Origin of the sequence: Pseudoalteromonas sp. 20-MNA-CIBAN-0454, from assembly GCF_040308685.1 — a bacterium.
GTDB lineage: Bacteria > Pseudomonadota > Gammaproteobacteria > Enterobacterales > Alteromonadaceae > Pseudoalteromonas > Pseudoalteromonas nigrifaciens.
Map to the genome: position 1 here is coordinate 1 of NZ_JBEOOB010000052.1, position 16,025 is coordinate 16,025.

The following is a 16,025-nucleotide window of genomic DNA, read 5'->3' on the forward strand; positions in this document are numbered from 1 at the left end:
CCTACAAAAATGATAAAACGTGAACTCGGTTACGAGTGGTATTAAGCTTTGATCGGCAAAATCATTAAGAGCATAAAAGTGATCATTTACAAGTGATTTTAGTGATCAAAGCTTAATGAGAATAAGCGATCAAAGTTAATGCAATTGGGTGATAAAAGCTGGAGAGAATATGCAACATAGAAGCTCCTATTTATAAGAAGCCTATTTGATCACACTTTGCCCTAAAAAGAAAAGTTCATGATCTTGCCCTGGGTGTTTGTAAATTTATATGATGTAGAGGTACTCTAAGCCATGATTAGCCTAGTGACAGATCTACTTACTTCTGAATTCATAATGTATGATCTTGTACAATTTATCCTATTTTCATACAGTTTAGGGCTCGAAGGTGGGATGGTTTACTCGTTTACTTCAGTATTCAAGCTTATATTCGTAACGCTGTCGATTTAAGTTCTGTAGGGTGGAATATTAAATGAGCAGGTAAATCAGCGGTCATTACGGGTAATTATCTACCCACTTAACAAGTTAATGAAATGTTAAACTTTAACTCATTAAAGTTATCAGCATTCCTATTGATGTAGATCATATAAGTTGTATGCAATTTAAGTAAGCTGTCGTTAGTGTTGTGATCGGTTTACAACGTGCATGCAAAATATTTTCGTCAACATCAATAGGAATGACTTATGAAAAATATTACTAGAGTACTGGCAGTTTTAACGCTTTCTTTGTTCTTTTTAGCCGGTTGTGCAAGCCAACTCTATCACAATTATATTATGAGTGGTCAGGTTGTATCAACAAAAGGAAGTGAATTGGTTGTGTGCGTAGCCGATACAACTAATTTGCAAAAGAATACTGTTTTTAGCGTTTATCGTGTTGTTTACGATGAGACTGTAACGGTAGAAGGTGAATCAGGTTACGCTAGAGAGTACATAGGGAAAGTGCGTTTAGGTAATACAAAAGACAAACATTTCGCTAATGCGACTATCTTAAGTGGCAAAATACAGCCCAGTGATATTATTGAATTTACTCCCAAATAATAAGCTAACTTACAATAGTGATAAAGTAAATTAAAACAGTCAAAAGAGCCGTATCGGCTTGATAGTTATTTAACAAGTGGAGCAAACTATTAGAAGCGTGGTAGCACCGATAAACCATTAGTATCTATTCTTTGAGATGCTTTGTCTTGTGATTCCACTGCTTCAGTGTATAGAAAGCAAGCAGATATTGCTTAAGTATTTGGGCAGTAGTGTTTAGTAAGGCTCACAGAATTTGGCTTGTGTTCATATTAGCCTTCTGTTTTCTTGCTCACATTTGAGATAACACAACACTCTTGAAGTCATAAACTTACCTTCTAAAGAATTGCTGCTCTTGTATAAATAATATTAATACTTTGCTTGTTAATAAAGTGGGCAAATAAGGCTTATTAAAATTGTATAAAGCTATTCGATTGAATCACTCTTTTAACATTGTTAATAGCTGTTGTTATTTTGTCAACACCAGTAAATAGTTAAAAAACCATTGAGCTATGAGCCACTCATAGGTTTATCTTGTGTTAATAAATCATCAATGCGGCGATTAACTAAAAATAAAAAGGGTAGACATGAAGGTTAGTGAGTTAGCAAAAACATTTGGTGTAAATAAAGACACAATTCGATATTACACACGGATAGGGTTGTTGCGCCCATTAAAATCAGTAGAAAACGGCTATAAATTTTATACTATAACTGAGCAAAATCGCTTCAAGTTCATATTGAGTGCACGTGATTTAGGTTTCTCGATTGAAGATATAAAACAAATATTATCAGAGTCTGACGTGGGTAAAGCACCTTGCCCAACAGTAAGAGTATTAATTGAAAAAAGACTACACGAAACTGAGCAAAGGTTTATAGAAATGACAAAGTTGAGAAATAGAATGCGTGCGGCTATGGTGACATGGAAGAACAGGCCTGATAAGGCGCCCAGTAACAATGTTATTTGTCATTTAATTGATAACTATCAGTTGCCTAAAAATGGAAAACAGAAATAGCAGAGTACTTAACTTTCGAAAAAAGAGGGTTTTATGAGTGATACAAACAATAACAGCAAGGCAAGTAAACACTCTTGCTGTCGAAGTAAAAGTGTAGCGGCCAGCAATAGTGAAATTAAAGATATCAAAAAAGAGTCGGAAAGAGCAATCGCTGGAAATGATGTGCTGACACAAGAGGTACACCATCTAATTGTTGAAGGTGCAAGTTGTGCTAGCTGCGTAAGTAAAATTGAAAAAGCATTGCGCGGTGTTGATGGTGTACAAACTGCTGAAATGAATTTTGCGCAGCGCAGCGTTATGGTTACTGGAAATGTAAATGATGCCAGTTTGATAAGCGCCATTGAAATTGCTGGGTACAACGCAAAAATTGACGCTAGTGAGTCAGATGAGGAAGCGTTAGACGAGAAAGAAAAGGCCGATTGGCAATATTATAAAAAGCTAATGCTAGACACGGTCATTGCCTTAACACTGGGCGTACCCTTAATGGTCTATGGCCTAATGATTGGCGAAATGACCGTTAATACCACAAGCGAGAGACTCGTATGGTTCACTGTCGGCCTCGCAACCCTTGGCGTTATGTATTTCTCAGGTAAGCATTTTTATGTTGGTGCGTGGAACTCGCTAAAAAACCATTCAGCGAATATGGATACCCTTATTGCATTAGGCACCGGCACCGCTTGGATATATTCAATGGTAGTGGTCTCGGTTCCTGAATTACTCCCGCAAATGGCACGCCATGTCTATTTTGAAGCAACGGCTATGATTATTGGCCTAATCAATCTTGGTTTAGCGCTAGAGGTCAAAGCGCGTGGAAAAACCTCTGACGCGATTAAAAGATTAATTGGCTTGCAAGCCAAAACAGCGAGAGTAATTCGAGATAATAAAGATATCGACATTCCTATAGAAAATGTCTTGCTTAATGATCTAATAAGAGTACGTCCAGGCGAAAAAATATCAGTCGATGGCATTGTAGAAGAAGGTCATACTGCTGTGGATGAATCGATGTTAACGGGCGAACCCATGCCGGTTGAAAAAAGCGATGGTGACAAGGTGGTCGCAGGAACCATCAATAAGTCTGGTTCAATAGTGTTTAAAGCAACGCGTGTTGGTAAAGATACTGCTCTAGCACAGATCATCAATATGGTGAAAAGAGCGCAAAACTCTAAACCACCGATAGGGCGTTTAGCAGATGCTATTTCAGCTTATTTTGTACCGGTAATCATGATTATTGCTGTCTTAAGTGCGCTGGCATGGTTGAACTTTGGACCGTCGCCAGCCTTGGTATTCGCGATTGTTTCGGCAACTACGGTATTAATTATTGCGTGCCCTTGCGCGTTGGGTTTAGCAACACCTATGTCGGTAATGGTGGGTGTAGGCAAAGCAGCAGAAGCTGGTGTATTGATTCGTAACGGTGAAGCGCTGCAAACAGCGTCAAAAATAACCACCATGATCCTAGATAAAACCGGCACTATTACTGAGGGTGCACCCAAGGTCACCGACGTACTGTTGGCTGATGGTCAGGCCCGAGACCATATACTAATGCTTGCAGCGAGTATTGAGGCTGGCTCAGAACATCCACTGGCAATGGCAATTGTCGAAAGCGCTAATGAGCAGGGTATTGAGCCTAAAAAAGTAAAGGGGTTCTCATCAATAGTCGGAAAAGGTGTAGAGGCTTCACTTGATGAAAACAAGCTATTGTTCGGTAATGAAAAGCTAATGAAAGAGCGAGGTATCAGTATAGGTGCGTTTGTAGATAAAGCGCAAGCGCTCGCCGAAGAGGCAAAAACACCTATGTATTTTGCGGTTAATAATGAGCTGGCCGCAATCATAGCAGTGGCAGATCCTATAAAAGCAGATTCTATTGAAGCTATCGCGAGGCTTCAAAAAAACGGTATTCGTATTGTGATGCTGACGGGTGATAACCGATTAACCGCGAAGGCTATCGCAGCCAAAGTCGGTATCAGTGAATATTTTGCTGAGGTAATGCCCGAGGATAAAGCCAACAAAGTCGCTCAATTGCAAGAAGAGGGTGAAATAGTCGGCATGACCGGTGATGGTATTAACGATGCACCTGCACTGGCGCTTGCCAATGTAGGCTTTGCAATTGGAACGGGCACAGATGTCGCGATTGAGAGTGCTGATATCACGCTTATGCGAGGTTCGTTACATGGCTTAGCTGATGCTATTGCTGTGAGCAAGGCAACTTTAACGAACATTAAACAGAATCTGTTTGGCGCATTTATATATAACGTTGCGGGCGTGCCCATAGCAGCTGGTGTGTTATATCCATTCTTTGGTTTGTTATTAAATCCAGTTATTGCAGGGGCTGCAATGGCTTTCTCTTCACTAACCGTGGTGACTAACGCAAATCGTCTTCGCTTCTTTAAAGCGAAAGACCATTAGGAGTATTAAATTATGCTGTGGATAAACTTAGTAGGGGTAGCACTTATAGCACTTATTGTATGGTGGTTTTGGATGTACAAATCGTCTGGTGTTGCTATGCAGAATGGTGCAATAGAGGTGTTAGTGAGGGAAGGTGTTTATCAACCATCAAATATAAAAGTACCGGCTAACGAAGAATCGACTATCACTTTTATAAGAACTGATGCATCACCGTGCTCTGAAACTTTACAAATTCCAGACTTAGACATTAATGCGACCTTGGGTTTGAATAAAAGAGTGAATGTAACGATCCCTGCTTCCAAACCCGGACGATACGCATTTCACTGTCAAATGAATATGTATGTAGGTGAGTTAATTATTGAATAAGTCGAGTGACGTTTATGCACTTACTTATATTTTCACTCGTAAAAAAAGAGCAAAAACGCTCAACATTAACAAAGGGGATAAATTATGGATGGGGTAATTTCATTTTTATTATTTGCAGGCTTTTTTTACTTGATGATGCGGTTTGGCTGCGGATCGCATATGGCTCATGGCCACCACAAAAACGCAACAACAGATAAGACAGAGTCAAATGTCGATCCAGTTTGCAACAAAATAGTTGAACTTGATAAAGGTTATGGAAAGTTGCATGAGGGCACACTTTACCGGTTTTGCTCTAAAAGCTGTCTTGATGAATTTGACCAAAATCCTGATAAATATTTAACCCAAACAAGCGACAAAGGAGCCTGAACGTGAACCACAAAATATCTTTAATGGCCTTTGGCCACGCAAGCAGTCTATTCATCAGCATTAGTTTTACGCTTTGTGTGGTGTTTGATCTGTTATTTCCGCAACACGCGATGTATGAAGTGTGGTTGAAGTTGTTGCCTGGTTTTGAATGGATAAGCTGGCAGAGTTTCTTTTTAGGGCTTGTTGAGAGTTATATGTATGGCTGGTTTATCACGCTTATCTGGGTGCCTCTATATAACTTCTTTGGAAGCAAGGCGAAATAATATGAGTGAACCAATAACACATTCAGGGATATGGGTACTAGCGGCGATCATGATTGTGCTTGTCTCATGGTATATGTATAAATATTTGGCTCCTTCATCTTGGCATGAATGGGCAGGGGCTGGGGTGGTACAAGCTTTTATTATTGCGTTATATGCGGAAATGTATGGATTCCCATTAACTATTTATTTACTTGCGCGTTTTGGTGGTCTCGACCGAACCGGACTCAGTGCCAATCTGTGGTCTTCTTTGATGGGGATGGGCGAAACAGGGATGATGATCTCAATGATTTTGGGCTACATCTTACTTTTCATTGGCATCGGCATCTTTTTTCAAGGCTGGCGTCAAGTACACCGAGCCAGACACGAAAATAAATTAGTGACTGATGGACTTTATGCCCTGGCACGACATCCACAATACACGGGGTTATTTATTGCATTGTTTGGTGAAGGCGTGGTGCATTGGCCAACACTTTTCTCTGTTGGATTGCTACCGATTATCATCTTTATCTATTACCGACTATCCAAACGGGAAGAATTAGCGGTAATAAAAGAATTTGGTGAGGAATATATCGAATATCAAAAACGAGTACCGATGTTTATCCCTCGCGTATCGCAATGGAAGTCTTTTATCGCTCAATCGAAATAAATACGAAAGTGGAGATTGAAGCGCCATGTCACTAGCCTCAGTCACTATCGATGTACACATTTTATAAAGGAGTAATGCTGCTTCTTTGTAATTTAACAATTCAACCGATCTAAAGACATCGTTGGTTTTTACTCTGGCAATGGCTAAAAATTCGATTTGACAGGCGCGTCCTTGAAAGAGACTTGCGCCCATCAATTTAGTTGTGCCAGCGCATCGACATAGTAATAGCAAAGTCGCTGAAATAGGTACTTAAATAATTTATTAGGAGATTTCCATGGCACAAGAACTACAAAAATTGCCGGATATAAAAGTTTCACCTAAAACTATCACTTTGGGCGTTATCACCGCGATCCTACTTTATATTGGATTCAGCAGTTACTACACAGTGTCTGCCGAATCTGTTGGCGTGTTGCAGCGCTTTGGTCACTATCATCGGATTCTTGACCCGGGACTTCATTGGAAAATTCCGTTTGGTGTAGACACAGTAATACAAGTGCCTATCAAGCGTCAGTTGAAAGAAGAGTTTGGTTTTGGAACACCCGGAGCTACCTTTGTGAATCAAGTGGCATCTAAGCAACAATGGAATTTAGAAACTACGATTGTCACAGGCGATTTGAACACTGCACAAGTGGAGTGGGTGATTCAGTTTCGAATTGAGAACGCCTTCGACTTTTTATTTAAAGTGCGAGATCCAGGTGAAGCACTACGGGATATTTCGGAGTCGGTTATGCGCGAAGTTGTCGGGGATCGTACAGTGGACGAAGTATTGACCGTTGGACGCCAAGAAATAGAAACTAATGCGCAAATTCAAATGCAGGAGGTCGTTAATTTATATGAAATGGGATTGCGCATTGACCAAGTGCAACTTAAAAACGTTAATCCACCCGACCCGGTTCAATCATCTTTCGATGAAGTGAATGAGGCTCAACAGGAACGAGAAAGAATGATCAATGTTGCCCATGGGGAGTACAACAAAGCCGTACCACGGGCAAGAGGTAAAGCGGATCAAAATATCCAAGCAGCACAAGGTTATGCCATTCAAAGAGTGAATCAAGCCCAAGGCGATGCTTCCAAATTTAATGCTTTACTTACCGAATATGTCAAGGCCCCCGAAGTCACCGAACGCCGCTTGTACTTAGAAACGATGGCGGAAGTGCTGCCACAGGTTAAACAAAAAATCGTTCTGGATGTGAGGGCTGGAAACGTACTGCCATTGCTTAATCTAAATCGTCAACAAGGAATCCAATAATGAAAAAGCTACTGATTACTTTAGCAGTGTCAATTTTTCTAGGGATCATCGTATTGGTTCAATCCCTCTACAAGATCGATGAAACAGAACAAGTCATCATCACACAGTTTGGCAAGCCTATTGGCGAAGTCATTTCAGATTCAGGGTTAAAGCTAAAAGTACCGTTTATTCAAACCGTCAATCGAATTGAAAAGCGCATCTTACTTTGGGATGGTGCGGCCAACGATATGCCTACTAAAGATAAGCTCTATATTACTGTCGATACATTCGGGCGATGGAGAATAAAAGATCCGTTACAATATTTTTTACGACTTCGAGATGAACGCAGCGCACTTTCTAGGTTGGAAGACATTCTTGGCAGTGAAACACGCAACGCCGTTGCCAAACACGAACTCATTGAAATCATCCGCACTACAAAAGATCGAAAACCAGCGGTAGATCCTTTATTAGAAAATGCAAATATCAGCACGCTTCTTCCAATTACCCGTGGCCGTCGTCAAGTCGAACAGGATATTTATGCGGCAGCATCTAATAAACTCTTGGAATTTGGCATAGAGCTTTTGGATATTCGATTTAAACGGATCAATTATAACGAAAGTGTTCGCCAGAAAATCTATCAACGCATGATCAGTGAGCGACAACAAATTGCTGAACGTTTTCGTTCGGAGGGGGCGGGTGAGGCCAATAAAATAATTGGTAATATGGAAAAAGATCTGCGGGAAATCGAGTCTGTAGCATATAAAACTATTCAAACAATTCAAGGTGATGCAGACGCTAAGGCAACTGAAATTTATGCTAATTCATATAATAAGTCCAAAGAATCACGTTCGCTGTATAATTTCGTAAAAACCCTAAAAACGTACCAGACTATTATTGATAAAAATACCACCCTTGTGCTGACGACCGACAGTGCGCTTTACAAACTCCTAAGTGATGGAAAAACGGTTGTCGAAGAATGAAGCATCATCTCATTATATTTTCTGAACCTTTGATAGAGAAAGTGATATGCATGAAACTGAAGCATTTGAATGGATCTTGTATAAATGAGGGCAACGTTATATGACGGATAATATACCAAGTCTTTCAATTACGGCTACTATATCTTCTGGACCTGATTCGATTGAGCTACTTAACTCTGAATGTTTTTGCCTTAGCCTGGATACCAAAGCTTTAAAACAAGCATTGGAGTCTGAAATTGGTCAACCTGGCCTATTTGATTTGATTCAGCAGCGTTGTCCTTATTTGTTCGCTACACGTCCTGTATTTGTCTCTCAGGCAAATATGGCACGCATGGAGCAAGTTGTTCATGCTATCGAGTTAGTTGTGGCATTGCCGGCCTATCGCAAAGAAATCTTAGGTGATTCAACGCACATTGCGAGCCATAATCCAGGTGGCGCTAAGGGCGTATTTTTCGGTTACGACTTTCATGTCACTGAAGGCGGCTTTGGACTGATCGAGATTAACACCAATGCGGGTGGAGCCATGCTCAACGCAGTATTGGCAAGGGCGCATCGGGCATGCTGTCCGGCAATAGAAAAAATTGTGTCAGCGCAAAACAAGTCCAACGTCCTTGAAGACGAAATAGTAGCGATGTTCCGTCAAGAGTGGTCTCTATCAGGTCATGAACGAGCGTTACGTAGCATAGCCATAGTCGATGAGAATCCGACACAGCAGTATCTATATCCAGAACTTCTGTTGTTTCAGCAACTGTTTCAAAGACACGGATTAGGGGTCGTGATTGCAGACCCGTGTGAGTTCACTTTGCATAAAGGTGTGCTTAAACACGGCAATATGAATATCGACTTGGTATACAACAGACTGACAGATTTTACCCTTAGTGAGCCTGCCAGCGCTACGTTGCGTGAGGCTTATTTGCAAAACATTATAGTGCTCACGCCCAACCCGCAGTCGCACGCCCTGTTTGCGGACAAGCGTAACCTTGTGTTGCTTAGTGATCCAATACGGCTACAGGCATTAGGGGTGCCAAAGGCCACACAAGATATTTTGCTTGCTGCGATCCCCCACACTGAGATTGTGCTACCCGAAAACGCTGAGCGCCTTTGGCGCAAGCGCCGAGGGCTTTTTTTCAAGCCTTTCGCTGGGTTTGGCGGTCGCGCTGCCTACCGTGGCGACAAGTTAACAAAGCGTGTCTGGAAGGAAATCCTCACAGGTGGTTATATAGCACAAGCTTTGGTGGTACCCGGTAGTCGGGTTGTTTCGGATCACGAACCGGCACAAGTTCTCAAATTCGATTTGCGCAACTACACCTATGACGACAAGGTGCAATGGGTCGCTGCACGTTTGTATCAAGGCCAGACTACAAATTTCCGTACCCTAGGTGGCGGTTTTGCACCGGTCTACGAAGGGCCAATTGACCCTGGTGAAATAATTTGTTCAACCTCATCCGAATCGGACAATGAATTCTTCCATATTGCTGGTCACAGCAATATCGGTTGCCATGAAGCGGTTGTGCAACATGAAACCCGATTGTTTTTAATTGAAGAAAACACAGTAAAGTCACTCAAACATGATTCCTACCTTGAACTCGTTCGCGGCAAGTCTACTGCGCCAGAGTTTGCCGGTCGTCGTTTCATGTTAGTCGACTGGTATTTACGACTTGCATGTGGCCAACCGGAAATCGTTGTTAATGAAACTTGTAGTTGGTTGGTATTCGATGCCGAAGGGAGGCTGGACTTTAACGCAGCCCATGAAATTGATGCTGAAACAGCGCCAACAGAAACCCATTGTACGCAATTAAAGGAATTGGTGTTTGGTGTAATAGCGGTAAGTAACAGCAAATAAATAACCAATAGGAGGCTCACTATGCTCATTCGGAAGATTACTTAATTATATAATTTGAGCCGATGGGGTTTGTAAAACTAATTCAGTAAACATTTTAATTCAATTACCAATAGGGGGTTCGACATATGGATCATCATCATAAACACAACGAACAGGGCAAAGAGTCAATCTCTCTTACTAGTGCAGTTGCGATGGGAACTGGCGTTATGATTGGTGCCGGTATTTTTGCACTAACAGGTCAAGTAGCCGAATTAGCCGGGCCTTTCTTTCCATTTGCTTTTATTGTCGGCGCTATAATTACTGGATTCAGCGCTTACAGTTATATAAAAATGTCCAATGCATGGCCATCATCGGGTGGCATTGCAATGATTTTGCAAAAGTCGTATGGCACTGGTGCCATTGCCGCAGGCGCGGCTTTATTGATGGCAATATCCATGGTTATTGCAGAAAGCCTCGTTGCTAGAACGTTTGCTTCATACGTGTTGCGACCTTTCGATATCACCGGTGGTCCATTGGTCCCCATCATATCTGTTGGCGTCATACTTTTTGCATTTGCCGTCAATATGGCTGGAAATCGTTCGGTTGGTTTTCTGTCGGCAATCATGGCGGTCATTAAGATTGGTGGTATTTCACTGTTTGCCATAGCCGCATTATGGTCAAGTGGGTTTCAATTCTCGGCCAATGTTGATTCTGTATCTACGTTTAGTTTGACTGGCTTTATTGCGTCAGTCGCGCTCACCATTCTAGCCTTCAAAGGCTTTACAACCATCACTAATAGTGGGTCGGAAATCACTAACCCTCATCGAAATATAGGTTTGGCTATCATTATTTCTATAGCACTGTGTGCTGTCGTTTATGTGCTTGTCACATTTGCTGTTGGCTCTAGCCTTTCCATTGAAGAAATCATCTCAGCAAAAGATTACTCGTTAGCTGAAGCAGCCGAGCCAGCCCTCGGTCGCACTGGATTTTATTTAACAATCGTCCTTGCTGCTGTGGCGACATTGTCCGGCGTATTGGCGAGTGTTTTTGCAGTATCGCGCATGTTGGCCATGATGACAGATATGAAAATGATCCCACACAGCCATTTTGGGATGTCAGGCTCTATTCGTAAACACACACTTGTATATGCTGTGGTGATTGCGTCGTTACTTGCCGTATTTTTTGATATCGGAAGGATTGCTTCTCTTGGCGCTTTTTTATACATCGTAATGGACATGATCATTCAATGGGGTGTTTATCGCTATATGCGAAAGGAAATAAGTGCTTCGTCACCGATAATTTTGATGGCGTTGACTTTCGATGCGATTATTCTAACGGCTCTTACAATGTACAAAATAAACACAGATCCGCTCATCGTTGTGTATTCAGCGGTTGCTATTGTTAGCATATTTTCATACGAGCGCTTTTACTTGTCTAAATGGTACGGTAAAGGCCCAAATGAAACATCTGAGTAATCAGAGCCATAATCAAATAATTAGCGAAGATAAATACGATTAAACTGAGGAGTAACACTATGCAAGTTGAAACCATTAGAGACGTACTTAATTGGACTGTTTCATTTCATAAAAACTTAAAGGACTGCTTAAAACACTGTTCTGAACAAAATAAAGATGAGCGGGCACAAATGACCCTTCACTACTTGTCTGGTCACGAAGCGAGTTTAGAGCGCATTGTAAAAGGGTTTGTAAATACTGCTGATAAAAAAGCATTGAACACTTGGTGTTATGACTATATCGGAAAGTACCCCATTATTGAGCATGGTCATTGCGACTCACCCTTTAAAGAATTAGATATGACGCACATTATGGAAAAGACAGTAAACCATCACGAACAAGTTATTGAGTTATACACTCACCTTTATTCTCGCGTCAATATAGACAGTGCCAAAGAGTTGCTCAATACAATAAAAGATGTTGAGGAAAATGAAATTAAACGAATGGTACAAGCGGTTAATCGGTTCTCAGACATGTAATTGACAGTGTAGCTGGTAATGCTCATTGAGTAAGGGACTTTGTTGCTACTGATTAGACGATAACTATAGAAACTAATCAATGGCATTTAATGGTCTGCGTTTATCAAAAACAATACAGATCTGTTGATCAGTTTTAAGTATAAATTAACAGCATATGTATTAGATATTATAAAAATTTACACTTTTTCAAAAAAATGGATAATTAGTATGAGCAAATTTGAGCATAAAGTTGGGGTATCAGAGGTGAATTTAGTGGTTCGTTATTTAAAGCTCACTAATGTAGATGGAACTAAAGTAGATGCGATTCTTCATGATATTGATACTACTTTTGGCGTTAATAAAGTGTCATTTGAGTATGAGAAGCAAACTCTACACGTCAGCTATGATGCAACACATTGCAGCTTACAGAGCATTAAAAATACAATAAAAATAAATGGAGCAGATATTTCGTATGATTGGTGGACTAACTTTAAAGAAGGCTATTATGAGTTCGTAGATAAAAATATTAGAGAAAATGCTAAGCACAAGCCATGGAGTTGCCATGCATCGCCACCGGGTAGTGCAAAAAGTAAAAAATCACGAGACAAAAAAAATTAGTGTGTATAATCAATCGGAGCCAACGGAAAAACGTATATAGCATAATAGATGTTTTAGTTGGTTTCGTAAGTTTAGTTATATGTTTAGAAGAGGGTGTTCAGGGTTCTGTGTCAGCTTAAATGGTAGTGTTTAGAAATCTGTGTCATTTCAGTATTATTAAGAAAACAGGAGTGACACATGACTCAATCTTTCGATTTCAACAAAGCATTAGCTGAACTTCAAGCTGGTAAAGGTCTTACTGGCGAAGACGGTGTTCTAACACCCTTAATCAAACAACTCACCGAAGCGGCTCTTAAAGCCGAATTAGAGCAGCATCTACAATCTGAGACGCAAGTTAACCGTAAAAATGGTTCAACCAAAAAAACAGTTAAGTCATCCATAGGCCAATTCGAACTTGAAACGCCCAGAGACCGTTCAGGGTCGTTTGAACCTCAGCTAGTTAAAAAAAAACAAACAAAGTTAACGCCTGAAATTGAGTAAGCGTATAGCTAACGACACCTAGCCTTTCTTAATGTTCCAAGGTAACAGCGGCTCAAGGTTATCAGGTTGCTCAGCTAGGTGCTGTAAGCAAGTAGAAATATAGTCATGCACCACAAGGTTATTTGCCTTCGCAGTTTCAACAAGGCTATAAAGTACCGCACTGGCATGTGCACCCTTGCTGGTATGTGAGAACAACCAGTTTTTTCGCCCTATCACGAAGGGTTTTATGGCTCGCTCTGCGCGGTTGTTATCTATTTTAAGTCTGCCATCATCAAGGTACCGCCGGAATTTTTCAAATTGATTTATCGCGTAGTTAATGGCTTTACCTAGCGCCATTTTGGGCGGGATTTTATCTTTGTGTTTGAGCAGCCATTGGTATAACTCGTCAACAATGGGTTTGGCTTTTTGTTGTCTAACAGTGTACTTCTCTGTGGCTGGTTTATCTTTGATGGCTTGCTCAATACCGTAGAGCTTGCCAATGAGGTTGAGCGCCACATCCGCTTTGCCTGTTTTCTTATTATTGCCTTTCGCTTCGATGAATTTACGACGCATATGAGCAAGGCATGCAACCAGTGTTGCCTGAGTTTGCTCATAAGCCTTGTAGCCATCAACGTGCATATAGCCTTGGTAACCATCAAGAAAATCAACCGCACATTGGCCCGCACGGCTGTTATGATAATCGAACAGGACAATATTAGTGCTTTTACCCGGTTTATCATCACCACAACAATACAGCCACATATAGCTTGTCGCTTTATCTGCGTTAATGACGTTTAACGGGGTTTCATCGCCATGGATAACTGCTTGCGATAACAACACCTCTTTTAAGCGTTGATACAGGGGGGACAACAATTGTGCACAACGTAGCATCCAGCTCGACATGGTTTGTCTGCTTAATTCTATACCAATATCGCCTAACATTGTTTCTTGGCGATAAAGCGGTAAGCCAAACTGGTATTTACACGTGATTATTTGACTCAGCAAGCTGGCCGTTGCGATACTTTTTGGAATGGGTGATGCGGGCATCGGGGCGGATTTCACCACACAATCAATGCCTTCTTGCTCACAGTGACGGCATGTATATTTCGGGCGAATCGTTTTAATCACTTTGATATGTGCTGGCACAAACTCTAATGCTTCACTGCTGCTTTCACTCATTTTATGTAAGGTGCTTTGACAGCAATCACATACTTTTTCATCCTCATCGAGGTCAACAATCACGTCTACTCGTGGTAATTGCGCCGGCAGTGGGCGGCGTTTCGGTTTGGCTTTTTCTTTCTTTACTGAGGGCGATGTGGCCAATTGCGCTTTATCATACTCATCAAGCGTTTCTTCTGCTTCATTGAATACTTCACCCGCCCCCGGCATTTTTTCTGATTTCTTAGCGTACTCTTTGGCAAGTTTCGCATTATAAGCTTGCAGCAATTCGTGAATTTGCGCATCCTTTTTAGCTAATTCTTCATCTTTTTTAGCGACGACATGTTGCAACTCAAGCAGCATGCGCTTGAGTTGTTCTGGGTCATCAGGAAGTGAGTGTGCATCAAGTTTCATCCCTGCAATTTAACAAAGTTTTATGCACTTTTCTCGTTTGCAGGGCAAATAAAAACGGATGTGTGGCAATGATCGTTTACTGTTAATTAGATCATAGATTGATACTGCAATTCTTCATGGCCAAGCACATCATATCCCGACAACAACCAATCCAGTTGCCCAGAGCTGAGTTCAAATTCTTGCAAAGTGGCTTTATTTGGCCATTTGAACTTTTGTTTTTCGAGTCGCTTATACCACAAAGCAAACCCTGTTTTATCCCAGTACACTAATTTGAGTTTATCTTTCGCTTTGTTGCAAAACAAAAATAGCGCGCCAGTGTAGGCATCACGTTCAAGCTCGCCTTCAACGATGGCGACCAGACCATCAATCGATTTTCGAAAATCCACCGCATCGCGGTGTAAATAAATACGCTCGGATTCAACAAACATTTTCATCAGGCAAACTCGCGTAACAATTGGCTGAGGTAAGTTGCAGGCGTTGTTGATGGCAAGCTGACTTTTACTTTGCCAACAGTGAGGGTTATCGGCTGTTGCGGCTTGATAACGTCAGGTTGTTTAGTGATTTTGTCGCGAACAAAATTGCCAGGTAATGCTTTTAGCTTGTTTTTTGCGGCATAAAAAGTTGTTTTTGATAAAGTATTTTGCTGACAATACTCAGTGATAGTTAAATCACTCGATTGTTGCGCTTCTATAATACTACGCCATTGCTCAAGGCTACGTGTTTTTCTCATAGCTATCTCTTAATTGAAATTCGGAAATAGCTTAATCGTTTTGACGAGTTACTTGCAGGCGCACTTGGCTAGACGCTTACCTTTTTACTGCGTAACGCATCGATAGCAAATACTATTTATTAAGTGAGTATATTTATCCATGCTCATACTTGCTCAACTGGATTAAGCTATGGCAAATATGGAGGTAAGAGTATCATTGGCAGGTTTTACATATCTATCAATATGGGTGACTAGCAATGGCCACTGGGTGCTGTCCGGATGGCATAGCATCTGTGGTAATTAGCAAGTGTTGCCGTATTATATCCTTAGTGAGGTGGGAGCTATAATTGCCTCAGTTTTACCTACGACAAGCAATTTATCGGGTTTAGTGGCCTGCACTAATTAATATTTAATGGGTTGCTGGAATTAACTCCCAGTTATTATCACGCTTAACAGTTAGTAAATTTTTGGAAATGATTTGAGCTAAAATGATAGCGCAAACTAAAAACCCAACATGAGCTGTAATGCCGATCAGTTAAGGTTAATTGATCGGTTGACCGATCTAAATGATCGTGAATAATCCGTAATTAGTTTCGCT

The 16,025-nt window shown here is 41.1% G+C and carries 16 protein-coding genes and 1 pseudogene; 14 read left to right on the plus strand and 3 right to left on the minus strand.

Going from position 1 to position 16,025, the window contains the following annotated elements:
• Positions 1-680: 680 nt before the first annotated feature.
• The 14 genes and pseudogenes from AAEZ22_RS17080 to AAEZ22_RS17145 all read left to right on the plus strand — a co-directional run.
• Positions 681-1,034, plus strand: coding sequence for a hypothetical protein (locus AAEZ22_RS17080; protein ID WP_197182554.1), 354 nt, complete (start codon positions 681-683; stop codon positions 1,032-1,034).
• A gap of 563 nt (positions 1,035-1,597) precedes the next feature.
• The gene (locus AAEZ22_RS17085) at positions 1,598-2,023 is read left to right on the plus strand and encodes a MerR family transcriptional regulator (protein ID WP_350545584.1); all 426 of its coding nucleotides are present in this window, start codon (positions 1,598-1,600) and stop codon (positions 2,021-2,023) included.
• 33 nt (positions 2,024-2,056) lie between these two features.
• Positions 2,057-4,426, plus strand: a complete 2,370-nt coding sequence (locus AAEZ22_RS17090; RefSeq protein WP_350545581.1) for a heavy metal translocating P-type ATPase — start codon at positions 2,057-2,059, stop codon at positions 4,424-4,426.
• Positions 4,427-4,438: 12 nt separating this feature from the next.
• A complete protein-coding gene (locus AAEZ22_RS17095) occupies positions 4,439-4,792 on the plus strand; it encodes a cupredoxin domain-containing protein (RefSeq protein WP_350545580.1) in 354 nt (117 codons plus the stop codon).
• 84 nt (positions 4,793-4,876) lie between these two features.
• Positions 4,877-5,158, plus strand: coding sequence for a YHS domain-containing protein (locus AAEZ22_RS17100; protein WP_197182558.1), 282 nt, complete (start codon positions 4,877-4,879; stop codon positions 5,156-5,158).
• A gap of 2 nt (positions 5,159-5,160) precedes the next feature.
• Positions 5,161-5,421 carry a DUF5676 family membrane protein gene (locus tag AAEZ22_RS17105; protein WP_197182621.1) on the plus strand — a complete coding sequence of 87 codons (261 nt, stop codon included), beginning with the start codon at positions 5,161-5,163 and terminating at the stop codon, positions 5,419-5,421.
• Between the two features lies 1 nt (position 5,422).
• Positions 5,423-6,067, plus strand: a complete 645-nt coding sequence (locus AAEZ22_RS17110; RefSeq protein ID WP_350545578.1) for a methyltransferase family protein — start codon at positions 5,423-5,425, stop codon at positions 6,065-6,067.
• A 274-nt stretch (positions 6,068-6,341) separates the two neighbouring features.
• Complete coding sequence (gene hflK, locus AAEZ22_RS17115) at positions 6,342-7,316, plus strand: FtsH protease activity modulator HflK (protein WP_350545575.1); 975 nt, start codon at positions 6,342-6,344, stop codon at positions 7,314-7,316.
• Positions 7,316-8,275, plus strand: a complete 960-nt coding sequence (gene hflC, locus AAEZ22_RS17120) for a protease modulator HflC (protein WP_350545573.1) — start codon at positions 7,316-7,318, stop codon at positions 8,273-8,275. The genes hflK and hflC overlap by 1 nt, the downstream gene beginning before the upstream one ends.
• Before the next feature lie 100 nt (positions 8,276-8,375).
• Positions 8,376-10,118, plus strand: a complete 1,743-nt coding sequence (locus tag AAEZ22_RS17125; protein ID WP_350545570.1) for a hypothetical protein — start codon at positions 8,376-8,378, stop codon at positions 10,116-10,118.
• 125 nt (positions 10,119-10,243) lie between these two features.
• Positions 10,244-11,572: an APC family permease gene (locus AAEZ22_RS17130; RefSeq protein ID WP_350545568.1), complete on the plus strand. Its 1,329-nt coding sequence runs from the start codon at positions 10,244-10,246 to the stop codon at positions 11,570-11,572.
• Positions 11,573-11,631: 59 nt separating this feature from the next.
• Positions 11,632-12,090: an ATPase gene (locus AAEZ22_RS17135; protein ID WP_350545565.1), complete on the plus strand. Its 459-nt coding sequence runs from the start codon at positions 11,632-11,634 to the stop codon at positions 12,088-12,090.
• Positions 12,091-12,297: 207 nt separating this feature from the next.
• Positions 12,298-12,687: a cation transporter gene (locus AAEZ22_RS17140; protein ID WP_350545563.1), complete on the plus strand. Its 390-nt coding sequence runs from the start codon at positions 12,298-12,300 to the stop codon at positions 12,685-12,687.
• A gap of 177 nt (positions 12,688-12,864) precedes the next feature.
• Positions 12,865-13,164: pseudogene (locus AAEZ22_RS17145) on the plus strand (transposase); the annotation flags it as partial.
• A 21-nt stretch (positions 13,165-13,185) separates the two neighbouring features.
• Here AAEZ22_RS17145 and tnpC read toward each other — a convergent pair.
• The 3 genes from tnpC to tnpA all read right to left on the minus strand — a co-directional run bounded on the left by tnpC (position 13,186) and on the right by tnpA (position 15,448).
• On the minus strand, positions 13,186-14,718 hold the full coding sequence (gene tnpC / locus AAEZ22_RS17150) for an IS66 family transposase (RefSeq protein WP_350545560.1): 1,533 nt from the start codon (positions 14,716-14,718) through the stop codon (positions 13,186-13,188).
• Positions 14,719-14,804: 86 nt separating this feature from the next.
• Positions 14,805-15,146 carry an IS66 family insertion sequence element accessory protein TnpB gene (gene tnpB, locus AAEZ22_RS17155; protein ID WP_350545557.1) on the minus strand — a complete coding sequence of 114 codons (342 nt, stop codon included), beginning with the start codon at positions 15,144-15,146 and terminating at the stop codon, positions 14,805-14,807.
• 5 nt (positions 15,147-15,151) lie between these two features.
• Positions 15,152-15,448, minus strand: coding sequence for an IS66 family insertion sequence element accessory protein TnpA (gene tnpA / locus AAEZ22_RS17160; RefSeq protein ID WP_350545555.1), 297 nt, complete (start codon positions 15,446-15,448; stop codon positions 15,152-15,154).
• Between the last annotated feature and the right edge of the window lie 577 nt (positions 15,449-16,025).